The 20,372-nt window shown below is 55.9% G+C and carries 17 protein-coding genes and 1 tRNA gene; 12 read left to right on the forward strand and 6 right to left on the reverse strand.

Annotated features, from left to right (window positions below):
- Positions 1 to 2 precede the first annotated feature (2 nt).
- Entirely contained in the window at positions 3 to 1,040 is a 1,038-nt protein-coding gene (locus KP702_RS02385; RefSeq protein WP_202206500.1) for a DUF6624 domain-containing protein, read from the forward strand.
- A gap of 53 nt (positions 1,041 to 1,093) precedes the next feature.
- On the opposite strand, the gene KP702_RS02390 is transcribed toward KP702_RS02385, so the two are convergent.
- Both KP702_RS02390 and fdhA read right to left on the reverse strand, forming a co-directional pair.
- Positions 1,094 to 1,663, reverse strand: a complete 570-nt coding sequence (locus KP702_RS02390; protein WP_202206501.1) for an NADPH-dependent FMN reductase — start codon at positions 1,661 to 1,663, stop codon at positions 1,094 to 1,096.
- A gap of 75 nt (positions 1,664 to 1,738) precedes the next feature.
- Positions 1,739 to 2,932 (reverse strand): formaldehyde dehydrogenase, glutathione-independent, encoded by a 1,194-nt coding sequence (gene fdhA / locus KP702_RS02395; RefSeq protein ID WP_202206502.1) that lies wholly within the window; start codon positions 2,930 to 2,932, stop codon positions 1,739 to 1,741.
- A gap of 311 nt (positions 2,933 to 3,243) precedes the next feature.
- On the opposite strand from fdhA, the gene KP702_RS02400 reads away from it, so the two are divergent.
- Positions 3,244 to 4,056, forward strand: coding sequence for a mechanosensitive ion channel family protein (locus KP702_RS02400; protein WP_202206503.1), 813 nt, complete (start codon positions 3,244 to 3,246; stop codon positions 4,054 to 4,056).
- A 135-nt stretch (positions 4,057 to 4,191) separates the two neighbouring features.
- Here KP702_RS02400 and KP702_RS02405 read toward each other — a convergent pair.
- Both KP702_RS02405 and KP702_RS02410 read right to left on the reverse strand, forming a co-directional pair.
- Positions 4,192 to 4,268, reverse strand: a tRNA-Arg gene (locus KP702_RS02405).
- Positions 4,269 to 4,330: 62 nt separating this feature from the next.
- Positions 4,331 to 5,353: an alpha/beta fold hydrolase gene (locus KP702_RS02410; protein ID WP_237389833.1), complete on the reverse strand. Its 1,023-nt coding sequence runs from the start codon at positions 5,351 to 5,353 to the stop codon at positions 4,331 to 4,333.
- A gap of 49 nt (positions 5,354 to 5,402) precedes the next feature.
- On the opposite strand from KP702_RS02410, the gene polA reads away from it, so the two are divergent.
- The 4 genes from polA to KP702_RS02430 are packed head-to-tail and all read left to right on the forward strand — an operon-like array spanning position 5,403 to position 11,445.
- Complete coding sequence (gene polA / locus KP702_RS02415) at positions 5,403 to 8,192, forward strand: DNA polymerase I (RefSeq protein ID WP_215768446.1); 2,790 nt, start codon at positions 5,403 to 5,405, stop codon at positions 8,190 to 8,192.
- Between the two features lie 14 nt (positions 8,193 to 8,206).
- Positions 8,207 to 8,815 (forward strand): SCO family protein, encoded by a 609-nt coding sequence (locus KP702_RS02420; RefSeq protein WP_202206505.1) that lies wholly within the window; start codon positions 8,207 to 8,209, stop codon positions 8,813 to 8,815.
- Between the two features lie 6 nt (positions 8,816 to 8,821).
- On the forward strand, positions 8,822 to 10,465 hold the full coding sequence (locus tag KP702_RS02425) for an ABC transporter substrate-binding protein (protein WP_215768543.1): 1,644 nt from the start codon (positions 8,822 to 8,824) through the stop codon (positions 10,463 to 10,465).
- Positions 10,466 to 10,470: 5 nt separating this feature from the next.
- Positions 10,471 to 11,445: a hypothetical protein gene (locus KP702_RS02430; RefSeq protein ID WP_202206506.1), complete on the forward strand. Its 975-nt coding sequence runs from the start codon at positions 10,471 to 10,473 to the stop codon at positions 11,443 to 11,445.
- A gap of 37 nt (positions 11,446 to 11,482) precedes the next feature.
- On the opposite strand, the gene purD is transcribed toward KP702_RS02430, so the two are convergent.
- Positions 11,483 to 12,712, reverse strand: coding sequence for a phosphoribosylamine--glycine ligase (gene purD / locus KP702_RS02435; RefSeq protein WP_215768447.1), 1,230 nt, complete (start codon positions 12,710 to 12,712; stop codon positions 11,483 to 11,485).
- A 77-nt stretch (positions 12,713 to 12,789) separates the two neighbouring features.
- Here purD and xseA point away from each other — a divergent pair, with 77 nt between their 5' ends.
- The 4 genes from xseA (at position 12,790) to KP702_RS02455 (ending at position 16,104) form a co-directional block, all read left to right on the forward strand.
- Positions 12,790 to 14,286, forward strand: coding sequence for an exodeoxyribonuclease VII large subunit (xseA, locus tag KP702_RS02440; RefSeq protein ID WP_215768448.1), 1,497 nt, complete (start codon positions 12,790 to 12,792; stop codon positions 14,284 to 14,286).
- Positions 14,287 to 14,331: 45 nt separating this feature from the next.
- Complete coding sequence (locus KP702_RS02445) at positions 14,332 to 14,697, forward strand: hypothetical protein (RefSeq protein ID WP_211496566.1); 366 nt, start codon at positions 14,332 to 14,334, stop codon at positions 14,695 to 14,697.
- A gap of 85 nt (positions 14,698 to 14,782) precedes the next feature.
- Positions 14,783 to 15,136 carry a zinc ribbon domain-containing protein YjdM gene (locus KP702_RS02450; protein WP_046899740.1) on the forward strand — a complete coding sequence of 118 codons (354 nt, stop codon included), beginning with the start codon at positions 14,783 to 14,785 and terminating at the stop codon, positions 15,134 to 15,136.
- 116 nt (positions 15,137 to 15,252) lie between these two features.
- Positions 15,253 to 16,104, forward strand: a complete 852-nt coding sequence (locus KP702_RS02455; RefSeq protein ID WP_202206510.1) for an NmrA family NAD(P)-binding protein — start codon at positions 15,253 to 15,255, stop codon at positions 16,102 to 16,104.
- 65 nt (positions 16,105 to 16,169) lie between these two features.
- On the opposite strand, the gene KP702_RS02460 is transcribed toward KP702_RS02455, so the two are convergent.
- Positions 16,170 to 18,947, reverse strand: coding sequence for an Rne/Rng family ribonuclease (locus tag KP702_RS02460; protein ID WP_202206511.1), 2,778 nt, complete (start codon positions 18,945 to 18,947; stop codon positions 16,170 to 16,172).
- 140 nt (positions 18,948 to 19,087) lie between these two features.
- Between KP702_RS02460 and KP702_RS02465 the strand changes: the two genes are divergently transcribed.
- Together KP702_RS02465 and KP702_RS02470 are read left to right on the forward strand one after the other, a co-directional pair.
- The gene (locus KP702_RS02465) at positions 19,088 to 19,309 is read left to right on the forward strand and encodes a hypothetical protein (protein ID WP_215768552.1); all 222 of its coding nucleotides are present in this window, start codon (positions 19,088 to 19,090) and stop codon (positions 19,307 to 19,309) included.
- 182 nt (positions 19,310 to 19,491) lie between these two features.
- Positions 19,492 to 20,337 carry an N-acetylmuramoyl-L-alanine amidase gene (locus KP702_RS02470; RefSeq protein ID WP_237389859.1) on the forward strand — a complete coding sequence of 282 codons (846 nt, stop codon included), beginning with the start codon at positions 19,492 to 19,494 and terminating at the stop codon, positions 20,335 to 20,337.
- The last annotated feature ends 35 nt before the right edge of the window (positions 20,338 to 20,372 follow it).

The raw sequence follows: 20,372 nt of genomic DNA on the forward strand, positions 1-20,372 counted from the left end.
TAATGAAGAGATGGAGTGTTGTTTCGGCTGCGGCTGGTCTGCTGATGACCTTCTCTCTCGCAAAAGCAGGGAGCGTTTCATTTCCTTCCGAACTTCAGTCGTATGTTCATGACGGCCATTTTGAAGTCGGGGATTTTGCGTGGATGCGCGGCGCATTTCCCGGAGCCAATGATGAACAGAAAAAGCGCTGGGAACACTTGCAGGCTTATTCTACCGCTTGCCTTAAGGAGGCTACGAAGCAGGAAACTGAGGCGCTGCTGAGAGAGGGTGAAAAGGTAAGCGTGTCTTTGGAAGAACGGCCTTATATCCCATATGCGGATGAGAAGTGTTCGGGGCTCTGGTTCTGGTCCTCCTCACCTCAGAACGTCAAGACATGGCCTGAATTCAAAACTCTTGTGACAGAAGAGAGTCCCGTAATTCGTGCTTATCTGACGGCAGTTGAAGAAACGCAAAAAGCTGAAAATCTTATTGATGTAGACGGTAAAGAGCATGAATCTGAGAGATTGCTAATTCGTGGGGTAACGGATCAGACAATTCGTCGTCCTTTGATGAATGGTCTGGATCTAACAGGGGAGGGTCATCCTGCTTCAGTTCAGGTGAATGAATTTCGTACGATGTTTCTCGCAGAGCGGATGGAAGAGATTGACCACGCCAACACCCGTTGGCTGCAGAAAATTGTAGCATCCAAGAGCTGGCCCACTCTGACACAGGCTGGTTCTGTCACCTCGAAGGCTGCGTGGTTGCTGGTGCAGCATGCTGATGACGATATTGCCTTTCAGGCCAGGGCGCTAAAGCTCATGACCCAACTGGCGAAGAAAGGCGAAGTGAACCAATCCAATTATGCCCTGCTGACAGATCGCGTATCGATTGCCCTGACAGGGCATCAAATTTATGGATCACAGATGTCCTGCACCAAAGGGCGTCTTATTCCTTTGCCCATTGAGCAGCCCACTGACGTAAACCAGCGCAGGCATGCACTTGGCATTGGAACAATCGAACAGAAAATTTCCGAGATGAAAGAAGCGGGCATTTGCCGGTGAGCGGAGGCTCGGAGGCCGAGTTTTGTCTCTGCTCATGGCGGATGTTTTAGTGATCAGAACATGAGTTTCCGTGTCAGTTTTGCAAGTGCGTCAATCTGGCCGGTCAGAAATTTGCAGGTTGGTTCGTCCGTCAGTTTCAGCGTTTCCGGATCTACTTTACCCGTCACCATGCTAATCATGACTTCAGGGCGATTGAGAACATATGCGTCCAGAAAGACCATGTTCTGCCGGAGGTTGTATTGCGCTCTGGCACCTCCGATCATGCCGGGAGAGGCCGTCTGGATGGCGAGGGGTTTTCCGCTGAAAGGTTGGGGCGATACGCGGGAGAGCCAGTCGATTGCATTTTTCAATGCGCCAGGAATGGAATAATTGTATTCCGGGGTCACGATGATGACGCCGTCTGCGGCCTGGATCTGCTCGGCCATGGCCAGAACAGGGGCCGGGAAGCCTGCGTCCTGAACATCCTGGTCATAATGGGGAAAATCCCCGATCGATCCGAGCGCGGTAATGGAAATTCCTTCGGGCGCAAGCTCCGGCAAAGCACGAGCAACTGCCGCGTTGAAGGACGCTTTGCGCAGGCTTCCGAGCAGGGTGACGAAATGCAGGGGCGTATCGTTGGGCATGGACAGGTCTCCATCGAAGTGCCGGTCATGTCATGGCCAAAAGCTAGGGCAACCATGACATGACGTCAGAGTGAGTCAGGCTGCGGTTTTCAGCATTCCGTGAGGATCGAGAACGAATTTGCGCGGCGCGCCGTTGTCGAAGTCATGGTAGCCGCGTGGTGCGTCTTCGAGTGAAATCACGGTGGCGTTGACGATATCTGCGATGGGCAGGCGCCCATGCAAAATGGCCTGCATCAGTTGCCGGTTATATCTCAGAACGGGTGTTTGCCCGGTATGGAACGACTGGCTTTTAGCCCAGCCCTGACCCAGCCGGAGTGTCAGATTGCCTTTCTGCGCCGCAGCTTCATGGGCGCCCGGATCTTCCGTCACATACAGGCCCGGAATACCGATGGCTCCGGCCGGGCGGGTGACTTCCATGGCCTGATTGAGAATGACGGCTGGCTGCTCCTTTCCGTCATATCCTTTGGCTTCAAAACCGACGGCATCAATGAAGCTGTCGACTTCCGGTGTCCCGATGACCTGTTCGATGAGGTCTCCGAGCCGGTCATGGTTCTGGAGGTTGATAGGTTCAAACCCGACCGCCTTCGCGTGGGCGAGGCGCTCAGGATTGAAATCGCCGATCATGACGACTGCGGCCCCTAGAATGCGCGCCGACGCGGCTGCGGCCATACCGACTGGCCCGGCGCCCGCGATATAGACCGTTGATCCCACACCCACCTTGGCATTGATGGCGCCATGGAAGCCGGTGGGGAGAATATCGGTCAGCATTGTGAGGTCTTTGATGCGCTCAAGTGCCTGAGCCTTGTCAGGGAAGCGCAGCAGATTGAAATCGGCATAAGGGACCATGACGTAGCGGGCCTGTCCGCCGATCCATCCGCCCATATCAACATAGCCATACGCGCCGCCTGCGCGGCTCGCATTGACTGTCAGACATACGCCCGTGTGTTGTTCCCGGCAGCATCGGCATCGGCCACAGGCGACGTTGAAGGGAACGGAGACCAGATCGCCCTTCCGAACCATCTCGACATCCGATCCGGTTTCGATGACTTCGCCGGTGATTTCGTGGCCCAGGACCAACCCCGATGGGGCGGTCGTGCGGCCTCGGACCATATGCTGGTCGGAGCCGCAGATATTGGTGGAGACGACTTTGAGAATGACGCCGTGGTCAATCTTCCGGCCATCGGGTGTTTCCATTCGGGGGTCGTCGATCCGCTGGACTTCAACATGATTAGGGCCGAGATAAACGACCCCTCTGTTTTCGTCAGACATGGCTTCTCTCCAGGTTCGGGCAGCGGCCATCCCTTGCGGCCGGGGTCGCCCGGCACGACGAAATGTTGTCGTACAGAGGCCTCAACGTTCGCCGCGTGTTCTGGAACCGTGACATAGGGCTACAGACGCGCCTCTCGCCTGAAAGTGATGGGAAACATGTCTGTTGCTTGCCGTCCTCTTTCGAGGGTGGTTTGTGAACCGGGATATAACCGACTTTTCAGGGCAGACTTGAAGCTGGCCATATAACCCCCTTAACCTGTGGTCCATCTGTAGGCACGATGGTGCCAACTGCACGATCAACCGAGGGGTTCATGGAAAATCACGTCAATACGTTATGGGGCCAGTTTTATGGCTGGCTGCCCACGCTACTGAGCTATGTCGGACAGCTTGTTCTGGCGATTATTGTGCTGCTGGTGGGCTGGTCCATCATCAACATGATCACGCGCGGCATGGGCCGCATGATGGCCGCCAGCAACATTGAGCCAACCCTGAGGGGCTTCCTGCTCAGCGTCGTCGGGCTGCTGCTGAAGGCGCTTCTGCTGATCAGCGTTGCTTCGATGGTTGGCATTGCAACGACGTCCTTCGTCGCAGTTCTGGGTGCGGCTGGCCTGGCTGTTGGCATGGCGCTTCAGGGCAGTCTTGCCAACTTTGCGGGTGGCGTGCTGATCCTGCTGTTCCGTCCGTTTAAAGTGGGGGATTCAATTACGGCCGCGGGCAATACCGGCACGGTTGTCTCGATCGAGATGTTCCGGACTGTGCTACAGGATTCCACGAATGACATCGTTTACGTGCCCAACGGAACGCTTTCGAACAATGTCGTCATCAACAGCTCCCAGTCTGAGCGACTGCTGGCATCGGTCAGCCTGCTGATTGATTATAATGACGATATTGACAAGGCTCGTGCCCTGCTTCTGGGGCTGTTTGAAAATGATGCTCTGGTTCTCAAGACGCCCGCGCCATCCGTTTCGTTTCTGCCTCGTCCGGCCAATGTCGCCGTTACGCTGGGCTTCTGGTGTGCTCCGGGCAATGTAACGCCGCTGGTTGCGAAGTATTCTGAAGCATCCATTCAGGCGCTGAAGAAAGAAGGCTTCCGTCTGGGTGTTACGGCCCGTACTGCAGCCTGATCTTGGTGCGGCCTGTCTAGGACTATGCTGGGCTGGCCGCGTTTCAGTTTTTAAGTTTACCCAATTAAAAAACGCAGCATCGTTGGTTTCCGCAAGAAAAACCAAATCAATTAAAACAGCAATTTTTGAGATTGATGGTGGACCCGACGCGATTCGAACGCGTGACCTTTGCCTTCGGAGGGCAACGCTCTATCCAGCTGAGCTACGGGTCCGTCGGGTTTCCAATAGACGGTTCAGGACAGGCTTGCCAAGCCCTTAGTAGAATTTTGTTTGTTCAAGGTTGCGCGGTGGCTTTCCAGAGGGCGGCAGCGACGTCTCCTCCGGATGGAAGGGCGTGGTCGGGCGTCAAAATCCATGAGGTGACGTCCTGTGCTGTGATTCGTTTATCGCGGCTCAGCAGATGATGGGCCGTCGGAAATTCATCTAGTCGTACTGAGTTGGGAAGGCGTTTCAACAGACGTGCGGTGTAAGGCGGAAGAACGAACTGGTCCCGACCACCGAAAATCATAAGCATGGGCGTTCTGACCCGTGGTGCGTCGTCAAAAGCTGTTGCCATGAGGTGGGTCAGGCCAAAAAGCGGATGAATGGTCGAACTATGCTGGGTCAGCGGGTCAAAATACATGCGTCGCAGAGCATGGATGTTATCGCTCGCAACGCGCTCTCCGGGGACGGCTGATCCATCCAGTTTCCAGTGGGGCGCGACTGTATCGATGCCATCCAGAACGGTCTGCCAGAGCTCACCGAGTTTCATGATGGCTGGTGCGAGAAGAATGGTTCCGGACAGTTCTGGTGGCGGGTCGGTCGCAAGGAGCAGGGCGACGGCTCCGCCCATGCTTTCGCCCATGACATAGAGAGGCACGCCGGGATAACGCCTGCGGAGCCACGTAAGCTCTTCCCGCGTGTCCTGAACCATGCGCGTCGTGCTGCTCCAGCCACCTGCGTCCTGTGTTGCGCCGAACCCGCGCTGGTCTGGTGCGACTATTTCGATACCGGCAGCGCTCAGGGGCGGTGCAAAGAATTCCCAGGCATCCCGGCTGTCTCCGAAGCCATGAAGCGCCAGAATAACGGCCTTCAAGGGGTGTGCTGCGGGATAAGTTCTTGAAGGAATGTGAGCACCATCCGCCATGCTAAGCGTCACATCCGGGGGGATGAGGGCTGTTTCTTTCGCTGTCGGATGCAGGTCGGGCATTGGCCGGTGCGTGCAGGCACCGAGAAGCAGCGTGCAGGCCGCAAAGCAGGCCAAGGTGCAGGAAAGACGCCACAGGCGGTTTGAAACGGATGGGAATGAGCCTATCATCGCGAAGATTTTAGAACGTCCGGCCCTTCCGGGCGAGAAGGAGATATTCGTGCCGTCTGAAACGCCTCATCTGGTTCTGGTTGACGGGTCTGGGTTCATTTTCCGTGCATTCCATGCCCTCCCGCCTATGAGCAGCCCGGATGGTGTGCCGGTCAATGCGGTTTACGGCTTCACGAATATGCTGACACGGCTGCTGCGCGATCATGTCGGCACGCATCTGGCCGTTATTTTTGATGCTGGTCGTCACACGTTCCGTAATGAAATTTACCCGCAATACAAGGCGCATCGTCCGGAGCCGCCAGAAGACCTGCGCCCGCAGTTTGGTCTGATCCGGGATGCGACAGCGGCATTCAATGTGCCGTCGATTGAACTGGCTGGCTGGGAAGCGGATGATCTGATCGCCAGTTATGCCAAGGCTGTAGTGGCGCAGGGTGGGCGTTGCACGATCATCTCATCGGACAAGGATCTGATGCAGTTGATCTGCCCTGGTGTCGAACTGATGGACCCGATGAAGCAGAAGCCGATTCGGGAAGCTGAGGTTGAGGCCAAGTTCGGTGTGCGGCCAGATCAGGTTGTCGATGTTCAGGCCCTGATGGGGGACTCTACTGATAACGTGCCGGGTGTGCCGGGCATTGGTGCGAAGGGCGCGGCCCAGCTCATTAATGAATATGGCACGCTGGAAAAGGTTCTGGATGCTGCGGAGGGCATGAAGGCCTCCAAGCGCCGCCAGAACCTGATTGAATTTGCGGATGCCGCCCGGATGTCTCGCAAGCTGGTTCTGCTGGCCGACGATGTGCCGTTGCCTCAGCCGATTGAGGAACTGGGGTGCCGCGAGCCGGTTCAGGAAACGCTCCGGGACTGGCTCGACACGATGGGCTTCCATTCCACGATCCAGCGTATGGGTTTGGGGTTGGCGGCAAAGCCAAGGCCCACGCCTCGTCCCAAGGCAGCGCCAGCGGAGGGTGAGGCGCCGACAGTGACGCTCTCTGAAGCGTCTTATGGACCGTATGAAACGGTTACAGATTTCGAGACGCTGGATCGGTGGATTGCCGAGGCGCGAACGGCTGGGGTTGTCGCCGTTGATACGGAGACGGATAGCCTCAATGCGCGTCAGGCCAATATGGTCGGGCTGTCGCTCTCTGTTGCGCCGGGCAAGGCCTGTTATGTGCCGTTCCTGCATGAAGGCAAGTGGGATCTGTTGCAGGATGGGCGGGACGATCAGCCGATCGATCAGCAGCTTGATCGTGCTGCAACGCTGGAGCGTCTTGCCCCGCTGATGCGGGATGCGTCTGTCCTGAAGATCTTCCAGAACGCCAAATATGATCTGACGGTGTTCCGCAAAGCTGGTCTGCCTGAAATAACGCCGATCGACGATACGATGCTCATTTCCTATGCACAGTCTGCGGGAGAGCACGGGCAGGGCATGGATGAGCTGTCGCAGCTTCACCTTGGCCATACGCCGATCACGTATGATTCCGTAACGGGAACGGGGCGTAAGCGCATTCCGTTCGCTGAAGTGCCGCTGGATCAGGCGACGGCTTATGCAGCGGAAGATGCCGATGTCACGCTGCGGTTGTGGCAGGTTCTGCGTCCTCAGTTACGTCTTCGTCAGTCACTGGCTCTGTATGAGGAAATCGAGCGGCCTCTGATTGAAGTTCTGACGGATATGGAAGACGTCGGGATCAAGGTGGATGCCGTCGAACTGCGGCGTATGTCGGCCGATTTTGAAACGCGTATGGCAGTGATAGAGAAGGATATTCACGAGCAGGTTGGGCGCAGTTTCAATGTTGGTTCTCCCAAGCAGCTTGGTGAGATCCTGTTCGATGAAATGGAGCTTCCGGGTGGGAAGCGGACCAAAAGCGGCTCTTGGGGGACGGATTCCTCTGTCCTTGAGGGACTGGCGGAGCAGGGGCATGACCTGCCGCAGAAAATCCTGTCATGGCGTCAGTTAGCCAAGCTGAAATCCACGTATGCCGATGCGCTGGTTGAGCAGATGGACCAGGGAACGCAGCGCGTTCACACGTCCTTCCAGATGGCCATTACGACCACTGGGCGTCTGTCTTCCAATGAGCCGAACCTTCAGAACATCCCGATCCGGACGGAAGAAGGCGCGCTGATCCGTAAGGCTTTCGTGGCAGCTCCGGGGCATGTTCTGGTGTCTGCGGATTACAGCCAGATCGAACTGCGACTTCTGGCCCATGTGGCGAAGATCGAGCCTTTGCTGGAGGCGTTCCATCTGGGGCAGGACATTCATGCCCGCACGGCCTCCGAAGTGTTTGGTATTCCCATTGAAGGCATGGACCCTTTGACCCGTCGTCGGGCCAAGGCCATCAACTTCGGCATTATTTACGGGATTTCAGCTTTCGGTCTGGGGCGTCAACTTCAGATTTCGCCGGGTGAAGCACGTTCTTATATTGATGCGTATTTTGCCCGCTATCCCGGTATTCGCGCCTACATGGAGCGCACCAAGGAAGAGGCGAAGGAACATGGCTACGTTCTGACGCCGTTTGGTCGTCGCTGTTATGTGCCGGGAATCAAGGACAAGAACGGCGCTCGTCGATCTTATGCTGAGCGTCAGGCGATCAATGCGCCGCTTCAGGGCGGTGCCGCTGACATTATCAAACGCGCCATGGTGCGTCTGGCGAGAAAGCTGCCTGAGACGGGCCTGAAAGCGCAGATGCTGCTTCAGGTGCATGACGAACTGCTCTTCGAAGTTCAGGAGCAGGATGCGCAGGCATTGGCGGATTTCGTCCGTCAGGAAATGGGAAGTGCTGCCAAGCTGGATGTGGCACTTGAAGTTGAAACCGGTATTGGCCCGAGTTGGGCTGACGCACACTGAGAGACTGAACGACCATGGAAACCCAACACGAACGCCGCAAGCGGATCAGCAATCGCATCATCTGGGGGGTGCTGGCAGTTGCGGCAGTTCTGGCCGGGGTCGGCTTCCAGTTAGCCTCTCATGGTGGACCGGGGCTGCTGGTACAGTCCAACGGAAATGAAGTTGGAGGCAGCTTCCGTCTTGATTCCCTTGGGGAAAGCACGGTCACGGAAGGAGACTTCCACGGGACCTGGGTTCTGGTATGGTTCTTTGACACCAACTGCCCGGAAGATCGCTGCCAGCCGGTGCTGAAAAGCATGGAGCAGGCGTATCAGGCACTTCACGCACAAGGCGTCCGTGTCTCTCCGCTTGCTGTGTCTCTGGACCCGTTTGATGAAAACGAAGCCCTCAGAAACTATGTCATTCCGGTTGCTCCCCATGTGATGCCGTTCACGGGTACGCCGAACATGATCAAGGCCATGACGGCTGAGTATCATGCTCCGGATCAGAAAGAGGGTGATCATTACGTTCCGGCTCCGCGGATCGTTGTCATGGATCCAAGTGCCCGTTATGCTGGCACGATCGATGCGACCGGCGATGCAGATGCGTTGATTGCCCGCCTTCGTCAGCTGTCAAAGCGCTAAATGGCAATGCGTGTCCCGGCTTTTCTCCTCGCTCTTTCACTTGGCGTGGTCGGGACGGCGTTTGCTCAGGAGCAGACACCTCCTGACTGGGACGGGCAGACGCTGGGCAGCCCGCACAGAGGTGGAACGCTTCGGCTTACCGCTGATGGTCCCGGCGGGACGTTGGACCCGCAGGTTAATTACGGCACGCAGTACATGCAGGTGTTCGTCAATATGTACGATCCCCTGCTGACGTTTAGAGAGGCGCGTGGCCCCACCGGGCTGGAGGTCGTTCCCGATCTTGCGGACGCCATGCCGACTATCAGCCCTGATGGGCTGACATGGACACTTCATTTACGGTCCGGTCTGAAGTTTTCGAATGGGTCGCCGGTTCGTGTTGAAGACGTCGTGGCGTCTTTTCGTCGGATCTATAGGGTTGGTAGCCCGACGGCGGCCTCATTTTACGGCGGGATTGTCGGGGCGAAAGAATGCCTGAATGCGCCGGATCACTGCACGTTGCCGGGTGTGGAAGGGCGCCCAGATGGAACGATCGTGTTTCATCTGGCTCATCCGGATGGAGAGTTTCTCTACAAGCTTGCGTTCCCTCACGCAGTTATTCTGCCTGCGTCAGTGTCTGTGCACGATGTGGGGAATGAGACCGTGCCGGGCACAGGGCCTTATCGGATCACGCATTACGATCCCGAGCATGGCATTGTGTTAGAGCGAAACTCCTACTTTCATGTTTGGAACCCACAGGCCCAGACAGACGGGTTTGCTGACCGGATCGAGTATAATTTTGGCCTCTCTGACGAGGCGCAGATCACTGCGGTCGAACAGGGCCAATATGACTGGATGCTCGATGCCAAGCCCTCTGACCGATTGGGTGAGCTCGGCGCGAAATACACCTCGCAGGTTCATATCGAGCCGTTGCTGGGGCTGTATTATCTGGCCATGAATGTGCACGAAAAGCCGTTCACAGATCAGCGGGTTCGTCAGGCTGTCAGTATGGCTGTTAATCGACATGCCATGACCATTTTGTTCGGTGGTGGCGCGATTTCCGAACCTCTCTGCCAGATGGTTCCACACGGCATTCCAGGCGCTGATCTTGGCCTTTCATGCCCACAGGACCTGGAGAGAGCCAGAAAGCTTGTGCGTGAGGCCGGTGAAGAGGGGGCGACCGTAACGCTGGTGGTTCCCAACCGGGCCGTTGAGCTTGGGATGGGAACATATCTGCGAAATGTACTTCAGCAGATCGGTTTCAAGGCACAACTCCGTCCCATAACAGCTGGACTGGCAGAGTCCTACGAACAGAATACAGCCAACCATGTGCAGATTAGTCTGTCTTACTGGTTTGCAGATTATCCCTCAGCATCGACGTTTCTCGATGATCTGTTTGGATGCGATAATTACCATCCGAATTCAGCCATTTCTCCGAACTTTACCGGCTTTTGTGACCAGCGTATTCAGAGCCTGTTCGAGCAGGCCAAGGCACAGACCGATCCAGCCAAAGCCGCACCAATCTGGCAGGAGGCGGGGCATGAAATTATGCGGCAAATGCCGGGTGCTCCGATGATTCAGATGAAGACTATTGATTTCGTTTCGAAAAGAGTTGGAAATTATTTCTCTACGTTGCTAAGTCATGTAATATTTTCTCACCTTTGGGTACATTAGTGGTTATGAAAATTCTTAGTGAAGACAATCCTGGAACCCTTGTTATTAGTGAGGGAAGAGTACCCCATGGGGCATACCAAGCAATTTACCACAAATTAACAAAAAAAGTAGAAAAGACAGAGAAAAAATTTAAAGGAAATTATAACATAGGGGCGAGCGATATTATCGCTCTAAATCAAAAAATAGAACAATTGCTTGTTCAGTATAAAGTTCAAGGAGTCCGATGTGAGATAACCCATGTCGCAAAAAAAAGCGCATCGAACTCTTTTTCCTCTATAGAAAAATTCACAAGGCATAATTTTCAGACAAGAGACATTACATCTTCTATAAATTACCAGTTTGATTTTTTAGTTATAATTCCTACAGAAATTTCTACATTAGATGATATAGCTCAACGATATAAGATAGATATTAATGCCACTAGAAATGAAATAGACGATGATGATTATAGTGCTCCTTTTTTCTTGAGAGGATTTCGTGGTGAATCTACCATAAGAATGTCTCTCGAATACTCTGATTATGCGGTAGCTCAGGCTCTGGAAAGTGTTATATCTGGATGGGTTGACTCTTTACCGAATAAAAAAATACCAACTCAAATAAAATTTTTCTTAAGTCTGGAAAAATTTTCCACATTTTATTTGGATAAATTTGCAAAAATACTACCTCTTTCTTCGGGATCTTATTTAATTTACGAAAAAAATTTTCCTATGAATAAAGCGTTATCTTTAGTTTTGTTCTGTATATTCATGTCCTTTCTTGGTGAAATTATAACGGATAAGTTGGTTTCTATATTTTACGAATTTCTATATAAAATAATTCCACGGTTGGATTTGGTTTTTACATTAGGGGATCAAGATTATATAGAAAATAAAAAAAATAAATGTTCTCGATATATTTCAATTATGTCTTTAGTATTTGTAGGGATTTTTCTTTCTATATTTGTAAATATTTTTTCATCGTTTATTTATGACAAAATTTAGTCTGGCCTATTAAGGCCAGACTAATGAAATATTTCAATTACAGGCCAATATCCGTACGGAAAATCTTGTCTTCCCACTGGATGGCTGACGCGCCTTCATAAGCAAGACGACGTGCATCTTCTGGCGTAGCAGCCTTGGCGCAGACTGTCAGAACACGTCCACCATCCGCGACAAGAACGCCATCGACCAGCTTTGTCCCAGCATGGAAAACCGAAACGCCCGGGACGGCTTCGGCGCGTTCGATGCCCGAAATGCGACCGCCCTTTTTCGCGGCATCCGGGTAGCCATTAGCAGCCAGCACCAGTGAGATAGACGCTTCGTCGGAGAAGTCGGCAGCGGCATGATCGAGATTGCCGTCTGCGAGAGCTGCAAGAATAGGAAGCAGGTCTGACTTGAGGCGGATCAGGAGTGCCTGCGCTTCCGGATCACCAAAGCGGACATTGTATTCAATCAGCTTTGGGCCTTCATTCGTCAGCATCAGGCCAGCGAAAATCACGCCACGGAAAGGCGTCCCGCGACGCACCATTTCCGCCAGCATCGGGCGCACGCTGAGGTCCAGCGCCTTTTCCTGAGCCGCGCGATCAAAGCCGGGTGGTGGGGAAATGGCACCCATACCGCCGGTGTTTGGCCCCGTATCACCATCGCCCAGACGCTTGTGGTCGCGGGCTGCACCGATCAGAACGGCCTTTTCGTCCGAGCAGAACGCGAACAGCGAGACTTCTTCGCCCACCAGACATTCTTCAATGACGAGCGGCATGCCGAGCTTGCGAATGGCGTCTTCCGCTTCTTCGACACTCTGGGCGACGACCACGCCCTTACCGGCCGCCAGACCGTCCGCTTTTACGACGATCGGCGCACCGCGACGTCGAACGAATTCAAGGGCTGGTGCCTCGTCTTCGAAGCGTTCCCATTTTGCTGTTGGAATGCCAGCGGCATCCGCAACGTCCTTGGTAAACGCTTTACTGCCTTCCAAAAGGGCCGCTGCCTTGGTCGGGCCAGCGCAGGGGATGCCAGCTTCGGCGCAGGCATCCGCCAGACCGACCACCAGAGGCGCTTCAGGGCCGGGAACGATCAGGTCGATGTTCTGCTCTTTGGCAAAGGCGACAAGCCCTGCAACGTCATCGGCTTTTAGCGGAACAAGCGTTGCTAGAGAGGCCATGCCGGGATTGCCAGGCGCCGCATAAAGGGCCGTAAGACTGGGCGAGCGCGCCAGACATGTTGCCAGGGCGTGTTCGCGCCCTCCGGAACCGACCAGCAAAACGCGCATTCCGCTCTCCCTTTTTCATCTGCGGGTCCCTGAGATCAGGGCTTCGTCTGACGGCGTGCGTAGCATAGACTGGCTCCATGATGGAGAGTGATGCCGCGTCTGCACGCGGGAATGTGCCGCAATATTCAGTTTCCGAGATTTCCGGAGCCATCAAGCGCACGCTTGAGACCGGATTCGGGCGTGTTCGTGTGCGTGGTGAGCTGACGGAACTCAAGCGTTACCCCTCCGGGCATATCTATCTGTCCTTGAAGGATGAGGGCGGAAAGATCTCCGGCGTCATCTGGCGCGGAACAGTCTCGCGTCTGGGTATGGCGCCCGAGAACGGCAATGAAGTCATCGCGACAGGGAAGGTCTCGTCCTACGGCGAGCGCTCCAGCTATCAGCTCATCATTGATCGGATGGAATTCGCAGGCGAGGGAGCTCTGCTCGCCAATATTGAGCGCCTGCGTCGCAAACTGCTTGATGAGGGACTGTTCGAAGCCGATCGCAAAAAACCCATTCCGTTTCTGCCATCGCTTGTCGGTGTCGTGACATCACGATCCGGGGCGGTTCTTCATGATATTCGTACGACCATTGAACGTCGCTTTCCCCGGGATGTGTTGTTGTGGCCTGTTGCCGTACAGGGAGAGGGGGCTGCGGCCCAGATCGCTGCGGCCATTGACGGCATGGCACAGAGGTCTCGTCGCCCGGATGTTCTGATTGTGGCCCGTGGCGGTGGCTCTCTTGAAGATCTTATGGCATTCAATGATGAGCGTGTTTTGCGTGCCGTTGCAGCATGTCCCATCCCGGTTATTTCTGCTGTGGGTCACGAGACAGACACCACACTGATCGATCTTGTTTCAGATCGGCGTGCACCGACGCCAACGGCTGCGGCAGAAATGGCTGTGCCCTTGCGCTCTGAACTGGTCGCGGATCTGGCACATCGGACGGCCCGTCTGGCAGGTGGTTTGAGCCGCATCATGCAGACATCCCGGGCAAGGCTGGAGCAGGCTACATCGCGACTGCCAGATCTGCCGTCTCTTCTTGAGACTGCACGCATGCGTTTGGATGACCGGAGCCAGCGCCTTGATCTTGCTCTTCCAGCCTTTGTCATGCGCGCAAGAAGCCGTCTGGATGCTCCGGTACGGCAACTGCCATCGCCGGAACTGATTGTCAGCCGGGCGAGGGCCGCCCTGACTGCGCCCTCAAGGCAGCTTCCGTCACCACGTTTAATGATCGAACGGCGACAGAGCGCTCTTCGTGCGTCAGAGACCGCTCTTGTCACGGCATGGCAGCGCGCGTCCCAACGGTTCCACCTTCGGGTAGAACGACAGAGACTGTCTCCTGAGACTCTTAATAGCGCCATCAGGCTTCAGAAAGCGCGTCTTGATGGGTTGGGAAGTCATCTGGAAGCGGTCTCCCCGAGGGCGATCCTCAGCCGGGGATATGTGCTCGTTCAGGATAGCAAGGGGCGCCCCGTGACCCATTCCGACGCGGAACCTTTGAACGGACGTGTGGTTCTGTCTTTCGCTGACGGCCAACGTGGGGCAAAACTCGATACCCTTCTTACGTCCCAGGCCGATCTGGGTCTTTAATGGTGAAGTGTCCGGGCGTGGCCCGGTTTGTGATCCGGAGTTCACATGCGTTCGTTCTGGTTGAGCCTTGTTGTCCTGCCTCTTCTGGCAGCTTGTGCGGAGCAGCCTTCCGCCCCATCTTCCAGCGCGGCCGTGCAGGCTCCCGCCCAGAAGATTCCCCCGCAGGATTTTGCTCCGGGATTGGCCGAAGAAGCTCCGGCGGATGGTCATAAGGTGCTTCTGAATGACCCGTCTGCGGCGTCAAATACGCCGCTTTGCGGGACAGCGCAGCGTGAAGCCAATCTGGCAGGATCAGCGCTCTATGCGCAGGGTTTGGCCACCACAACGTCGTCCTGCCCGCAGAATGCGTGTTTTGAACCTTTGACGGGAACGTTCATTGCGGCAAACGGTAACAAGAGCGTCTGCCGGTAAAAGTTTTCCGGGCAGATTGAGCTGGCGCATTTCCCTATCATCTTCAGTGCTTTAAAGTGGATCTCACGAAAGAGTGAGGTTTGACATGACTGATGAGCTGAAATGTCCCAAATGTGGGTCGGAGCATGTTTATCCGGATGGGACTCTGTGGGTCTGTCCGGACTGCGGCAATGAATGGAACCCGGAAGAGGGCGGTCAGGCCGACGCTGGCGACGCATCTGCGGAAATCAAAGATGCCAATGGCAATGTCCTTGTAGATGGTGACAGCGTTACGGTTGTGAAGGACCTGAAGGTCAAAGGATCTTCGTTGGTTGTGAAAAGCGGCACCAAGGTCAAGAACATTCGTCTTGTTGATGCGACGGACGGACATAATATTGCCTGTAAGATCGCGGGAATTGGCGCAATGAACCTGAAGTCTGAATTCGTAAAAAAATCCTAACGGGTTACGCCATTTAGTTACATCGTGTGTGCTTTCATCAGCCTTCGTGAGGTCTCCTTGCGAAGGCTGATGCCGTTCTGGGGCATACGCCTTTCGGCAATACAGGGGATGTAGGCATGTATGTCATTCTTGGCGGGACGGGCCATGTCGGCCGCGCTGTTGCACAAACTGTTCTGGCGGCTGGGCATGATGTCACGGTAGTAACCCGGCAGGTTGTTGCGGCCTCTGAACAACGCCACGCCGGCGTAGATTATGCGGCAGTGGATGTGAATGACACTGATACTCTGAGGGTGCTTTTTCAGAGGGCGCAACGCGTGTTCGTTCTCAATCCCCCTGCGGCAGTGTCTGGCAATACGGATGTGGAAGAACGCAAGACTGTGTGCTCCATTTTGAAAGCATTGCGGGGCGTTGCTCTGGAAAAGGTCGTCGTGCAATCCACCTATGGCGCGCAGCCTGGTGAGCACTGTGGTGATCTCGGCGTTTTGTATGAGCTGGAACAGGGTGCGCAGGCCCTGAACGTTCCGGTGTGTATTGTCCGCGCGGCCTATTACATAAGCAACTGGGCAGGGGCGACGAGCGCTGCGAAAGCTACAGGAGTGCTACAGACATTTCTGCCGGCAACACAGGCGTTTCCCATGGTCGCTCCAGAAGATGTTGGAGGTCTGGCAGGTAAGTTACTGATGTCTGATGTTGAACAGACGGGCATCCACAATATCGAGGGGCCGGAGAGCTATACGCCTTCAGACGTTGCTGCCGCCCTTTCCAGAATATTAGGGCGCGCCGTCCAAGTGCAGGTCATTCCCCAAGAGAGGTGGTATGAGGCCTATCGCGGAAATGGTTTCTCGAAAGAAGCCGCGCAGTCTTATGCGAACATGACCGGGCTCTTTATTCATCAACATTATGACCGCCCTGCAGACCCCGTGCGGGGCTCCACAAGCCTTGAAGCTTGCCTGAAGCGTTACGCATAAACCGGGCATAAAAAAAGCCGACCGGAAATATCCGGTCGGCTTTTTGTTGGGGTGAGAAGCGGATGTTACCGCTTCCACCAGCCCATGCGACGCGTCACCGGTGGCAACTCGTCAATGTTGATGGGCTGTAGCGTGTTTCCATCATCCGCTGCGGCATCGTCGGCTTTGACAGCCTTGGTTGCGCGACGGGCGCGAGTACGCTTCGGCTTGGCGGTTGCCTCTTCCTCGGCGACAGGAGCTGAGGCCTCCGAAGCCATTGCTTCCACAACAACGTCGTCTGCCTTGGCTTCTGTAGCCTTGGTCGTGCGACGGGTGCGTGGACGCTTAGGCTTGGCCGGAGCTTCCTCTTCCGTCGGAGCAGTCAGAGCAGCCACGACGACTTCTTCTGCGACTACCGGTGCCACTGCTTCAGCCTTCACAGCCTTGGTGCTGCGGCGGCCTCTGGTGCGCTTTGGTTTTTCCTGTTCTGCAGCAATCGGCTCGGCAGCGATCTCGGCAACGTCAACTACCGGAGCGCTCTCGACAGAAAGGCGGGCAGGGGTTGCTGTAGATGTCTGAAGCGGGCGGGAAGCCTGCTCCATTTCAGCCTGTTCGATCACATCGAAAATATCGAAGCTTCCACCGAACGGATCAGCCGGCGTCGGGCCTGCATATCCACGCGAAACAGGCTGGCGTTCTTCCCGGCGGCGCTGGGAAGGCTGCTGAGCCGGAGCGTGGCGTACTGGCTTAGGTGCTTCTTCCTGAAAGGACACCTTTTCCTGCACCGGGGCCTCTGCTGCGACTTCGTCTTCCTTCTGAACACGCTTGAAGCGCGTCCGACGACGACCCGGGATAAGACCGACTTCTTCGGTTTCATCGTCAGACCGGTGGACGGAAGGCTGTTCGCCGTTTGGTTCGGCAGCATTGCCCTGAACGGTCTCGTTCTCGCCGTTCTGATCACGACGACCACGACGACGGCGGCGACGACGACGACGGTTGCCGTTGTTGCCCTCTTCCTCGTCACCCGTGTTGACTTCGACGTCTTCACTCCGGGCAGGCAACTCAGCCCGCGCTTCAACCGCAGCAGCCTGAGGAACGACAGGTGCCTCGTCCTCAATGATTTCGATCGTGCGGACGTTGTGAGGCGCAGCAATCTGAGCCGGTACTGGCTCTGGTGCCGGTGCAGCCGTCTGCGGACGGATACGCTCGATACGCATGTCTGCTGCGGGCAGATCTTCTTCCGTGCGGAAGATCACGCGCATGCGGTGACGCTGCTCAATGTCAGACAGCCAGTCGCGCTTGTTGTTCAGAATGTAGAGGGCAATGTCCGATCCTATGTGAACATCGATCTCGGCAGCACGCTGGCGGGTGCCTTCTTCATCGATGGCACGCAGCACATGAAGAGCGGAGCTTTCCGTACCGCGAATGAAGCCAGTGCCCTGACAGTGCGGGCAAGGCGTCAGCAGTGATTCAGCGATGGACGGACGCAGACGCTGGCGGGACATTTCGAGCAGGCCGAAATGAGAGATATGTCCCACCTGAATGCGTGCGCGATCGGTACGCAGAGATTCCTTGAGGCGCTTCTCGACCTGAGCGTTATGGCGGCGGCTTTCCATGTCGATGAAGTCAATGACGACAAGGCCAGCCAGATCACGCAGGCGCAGCTGGCGCGCAACTTCTTCAGCAGCTTCAAGGTTCGTGCGGAGTGCCGTTTCCTCAATGTTGCGCTGTGACGTGGATTTACCAGAGTTCACGTCGATGGCGACGAGTGCTTCCGTCTGGTTGATGACCAGATAGCCACCAGACTTCAGGCGTGCAGTTGGGGAGAACATCGCATCCAGATGCCCTTCGACGTTGTAACGCGCGAAGAGGCTCTGTCCACGGTTCTGCCAGAGCTTCACCTTGCCAGCGTTGTGCGGCATCAGCAGGCGCATGAACTCACGCGCACTTCTCCACGCAGACTCACCGTCGACCATGATGTCTTCGATGTCTTTGGAGAACAGGTCGCGAATGGCGCGCTTGATGAGGCTCGCTTCCTCATAAACCAGCGTTGGAGCAACGGATGACAGCGCGTGTGAGCGAATGTCGTCCCAAAGCTGAAGCAGGTATTCACAGTCCCGAACGATTTCCGGTCCTGGACGGCCTGCACCTGCGGTCCGGACGATCATGGCCATCGTCTTGGGCAGGTTCAGTTCTGCGATGATGTCGCGCAGACGGCGACGATCCGTGTCAGACGTAATCTTGCGAGAGACACCACCACCACGCAGGGCGTTCGGCATCAGGACGCAATAACGGCCAGCGAGAGAGACGTAGGTGGTAAGGGCCGCGCCCTTGTTGCCACGCTCTTCTTTCACGACCTGAACGAGCAGGACCTGACGGCGGCGGATGACTTCCTGGATCTTGTAGTTGCGTAGGAAGCGGGCCGTACGACGCGAAGCCGCGCTTTCCTCACCTGTGTCGTGCTCGCCACCAACGGTTTCTGGCGCGCGACGATCCTGGTTGTCGTTCTCTTCCGTCTCGTCAGAGGCGGGCTCTTCCTCACTGTCCGGAAGTTCAGCGCGTTGTTCAGACGCAACTTCTTCTTCCTGGATGGCCAGAAGCTTCTCGCGATCTGCGACGGGGATCTGGAAGTAATCCGGGTGAATTTCGCTGAAGGCGAGGAAGCCGTGACGGTTTCCGCCGTATTCTACGAAAGCGGCCTGAAGGCTCGGCTCAACACGGATGACTTTGGCAAGGTAGATGTTGCCTTTGAGCTGTTTCTTGGACGATGTCTCGACGTCGTAATCTTCAACGCGGTCACCGTCCATGACCACAACACGCGTTTCTTCCGCGTGTGTGGTGTCGATAAGCATACGCTTGGTCATGGAAAACTGAACTCCACGATGCTCCAGTGTGGCGCTTTGGGCCAGAGGGAACACCTGATTGTACGGGGTGGAGGGGGCGGATCAGCCGGAATGCCAGACCGCGGGACGCATCTGGTCCCGTTTCGGTTAGGCTCCTGGCTGTGATCACGTCGCGTGACATTCGACCCCTGACAGACGTCCGGCCCGTGGTCTGGTGCCGGATGAAAACGCACTCCGGTCAGGTTGTGAGCCTGTGCCGGACTGAACTAATCCTGCCGGAGCAGCCCGATCAGGACATGGCGCAGAAAATGTCCGGCACATGTCAAACGATGGGGCGTCGCGGCTCGGACGATCGAGGCGGGAGCGTTGTGGGAAAAGGATAAAAGCCCACAAACGATCGGACCGCTCTCTTCAGGTCCTTGGCGCACAGGATGACTTAAAGAAGGGCCGCTGGCAAGCAGGGCTTTTTCCGGCTCTCCAAAAGGTGCTTTGCCTTGTTTCAGACATTGTCCTGTGTCTGTTATGACTGAAGGTCCAGATGATCGAAAAGACGCAGGGTAAACGGATGCTGACGCGACGCATGGTAATGGAAGGTCTTGCCTGCCTCTCCACGGTGGCTCCCTTGGGAGCCGTCGCCCGAACTAAGCATCTGACAGCGCATTCTCCCTCTGCCAAACCGCTTCAGGCCCCGGCCGTTCACCGAAATGCGCCGCCACCCAAACCGCTGGTCATGCTGGATCCCGGACATGGTGGAAAAGATCCTGGCGCAATCGGTATTTCCGGTACGTATGAGAAACATATTGCCGAAGCTGCGGCGACAGAACTGCGGCGCCAGCTTCTGGCATCCGGACAGTACCGCGTGGCTATGACCCGTTCAGAGGACCATTTCATTCCCCTGGAAGGGCGCGTGGAAATGGCCCAGCAGCATCAGGCGCATCTCTTTATCTCTATGCACGCCGATGCACTGCATGACCGTGATGTTCGCGGGGCGAGTGTCTATACGCTTTCCAGCGGAGCGTCGGACGCTCAAACAGCGGCTCTGGCACAGCGGGAGAATAGTGCAGACCGCTTTGGCGGCCCTGCGTTTCATGGCATGTCTCCCGACGTCCAGCAGATCCTTTCCAGTCTGGTTTCTGAAGAAACGCGGCGCGGGTCTGCGCACATGGCATCAAGTGTTGTAGGCGCATTTCGTAGTCGCATTGGGCTGCTGACGCATCCGTCGCGCCATGCGGCTTTTGTGGTGCTGAAGTCCGCAGAGATACCGTCAGTTCTGGTGGAAATGGGTTTCATGTCTAACCGGCTGGATGAAGCCGCCCTGCGGCAGGCTGTGCACCGCACACAGGTTGCGAGCGCTATGAAAACCGCTGTTGATCGGTACTTTTCAACTCGGCCCGGGGTGATGACGGGCTGACCCCATAAGAACGCAGGGCAGAGTTTTTAGTCATG

This window comes from Gluconobacter sp. P5B12 (assembly GCF_018812035.1).
GTDB lineage: Bacteria > Pseudomonadota > Alphaproteobacteria > Acetobacterales > Acetobacteraceae > Gluconobacter.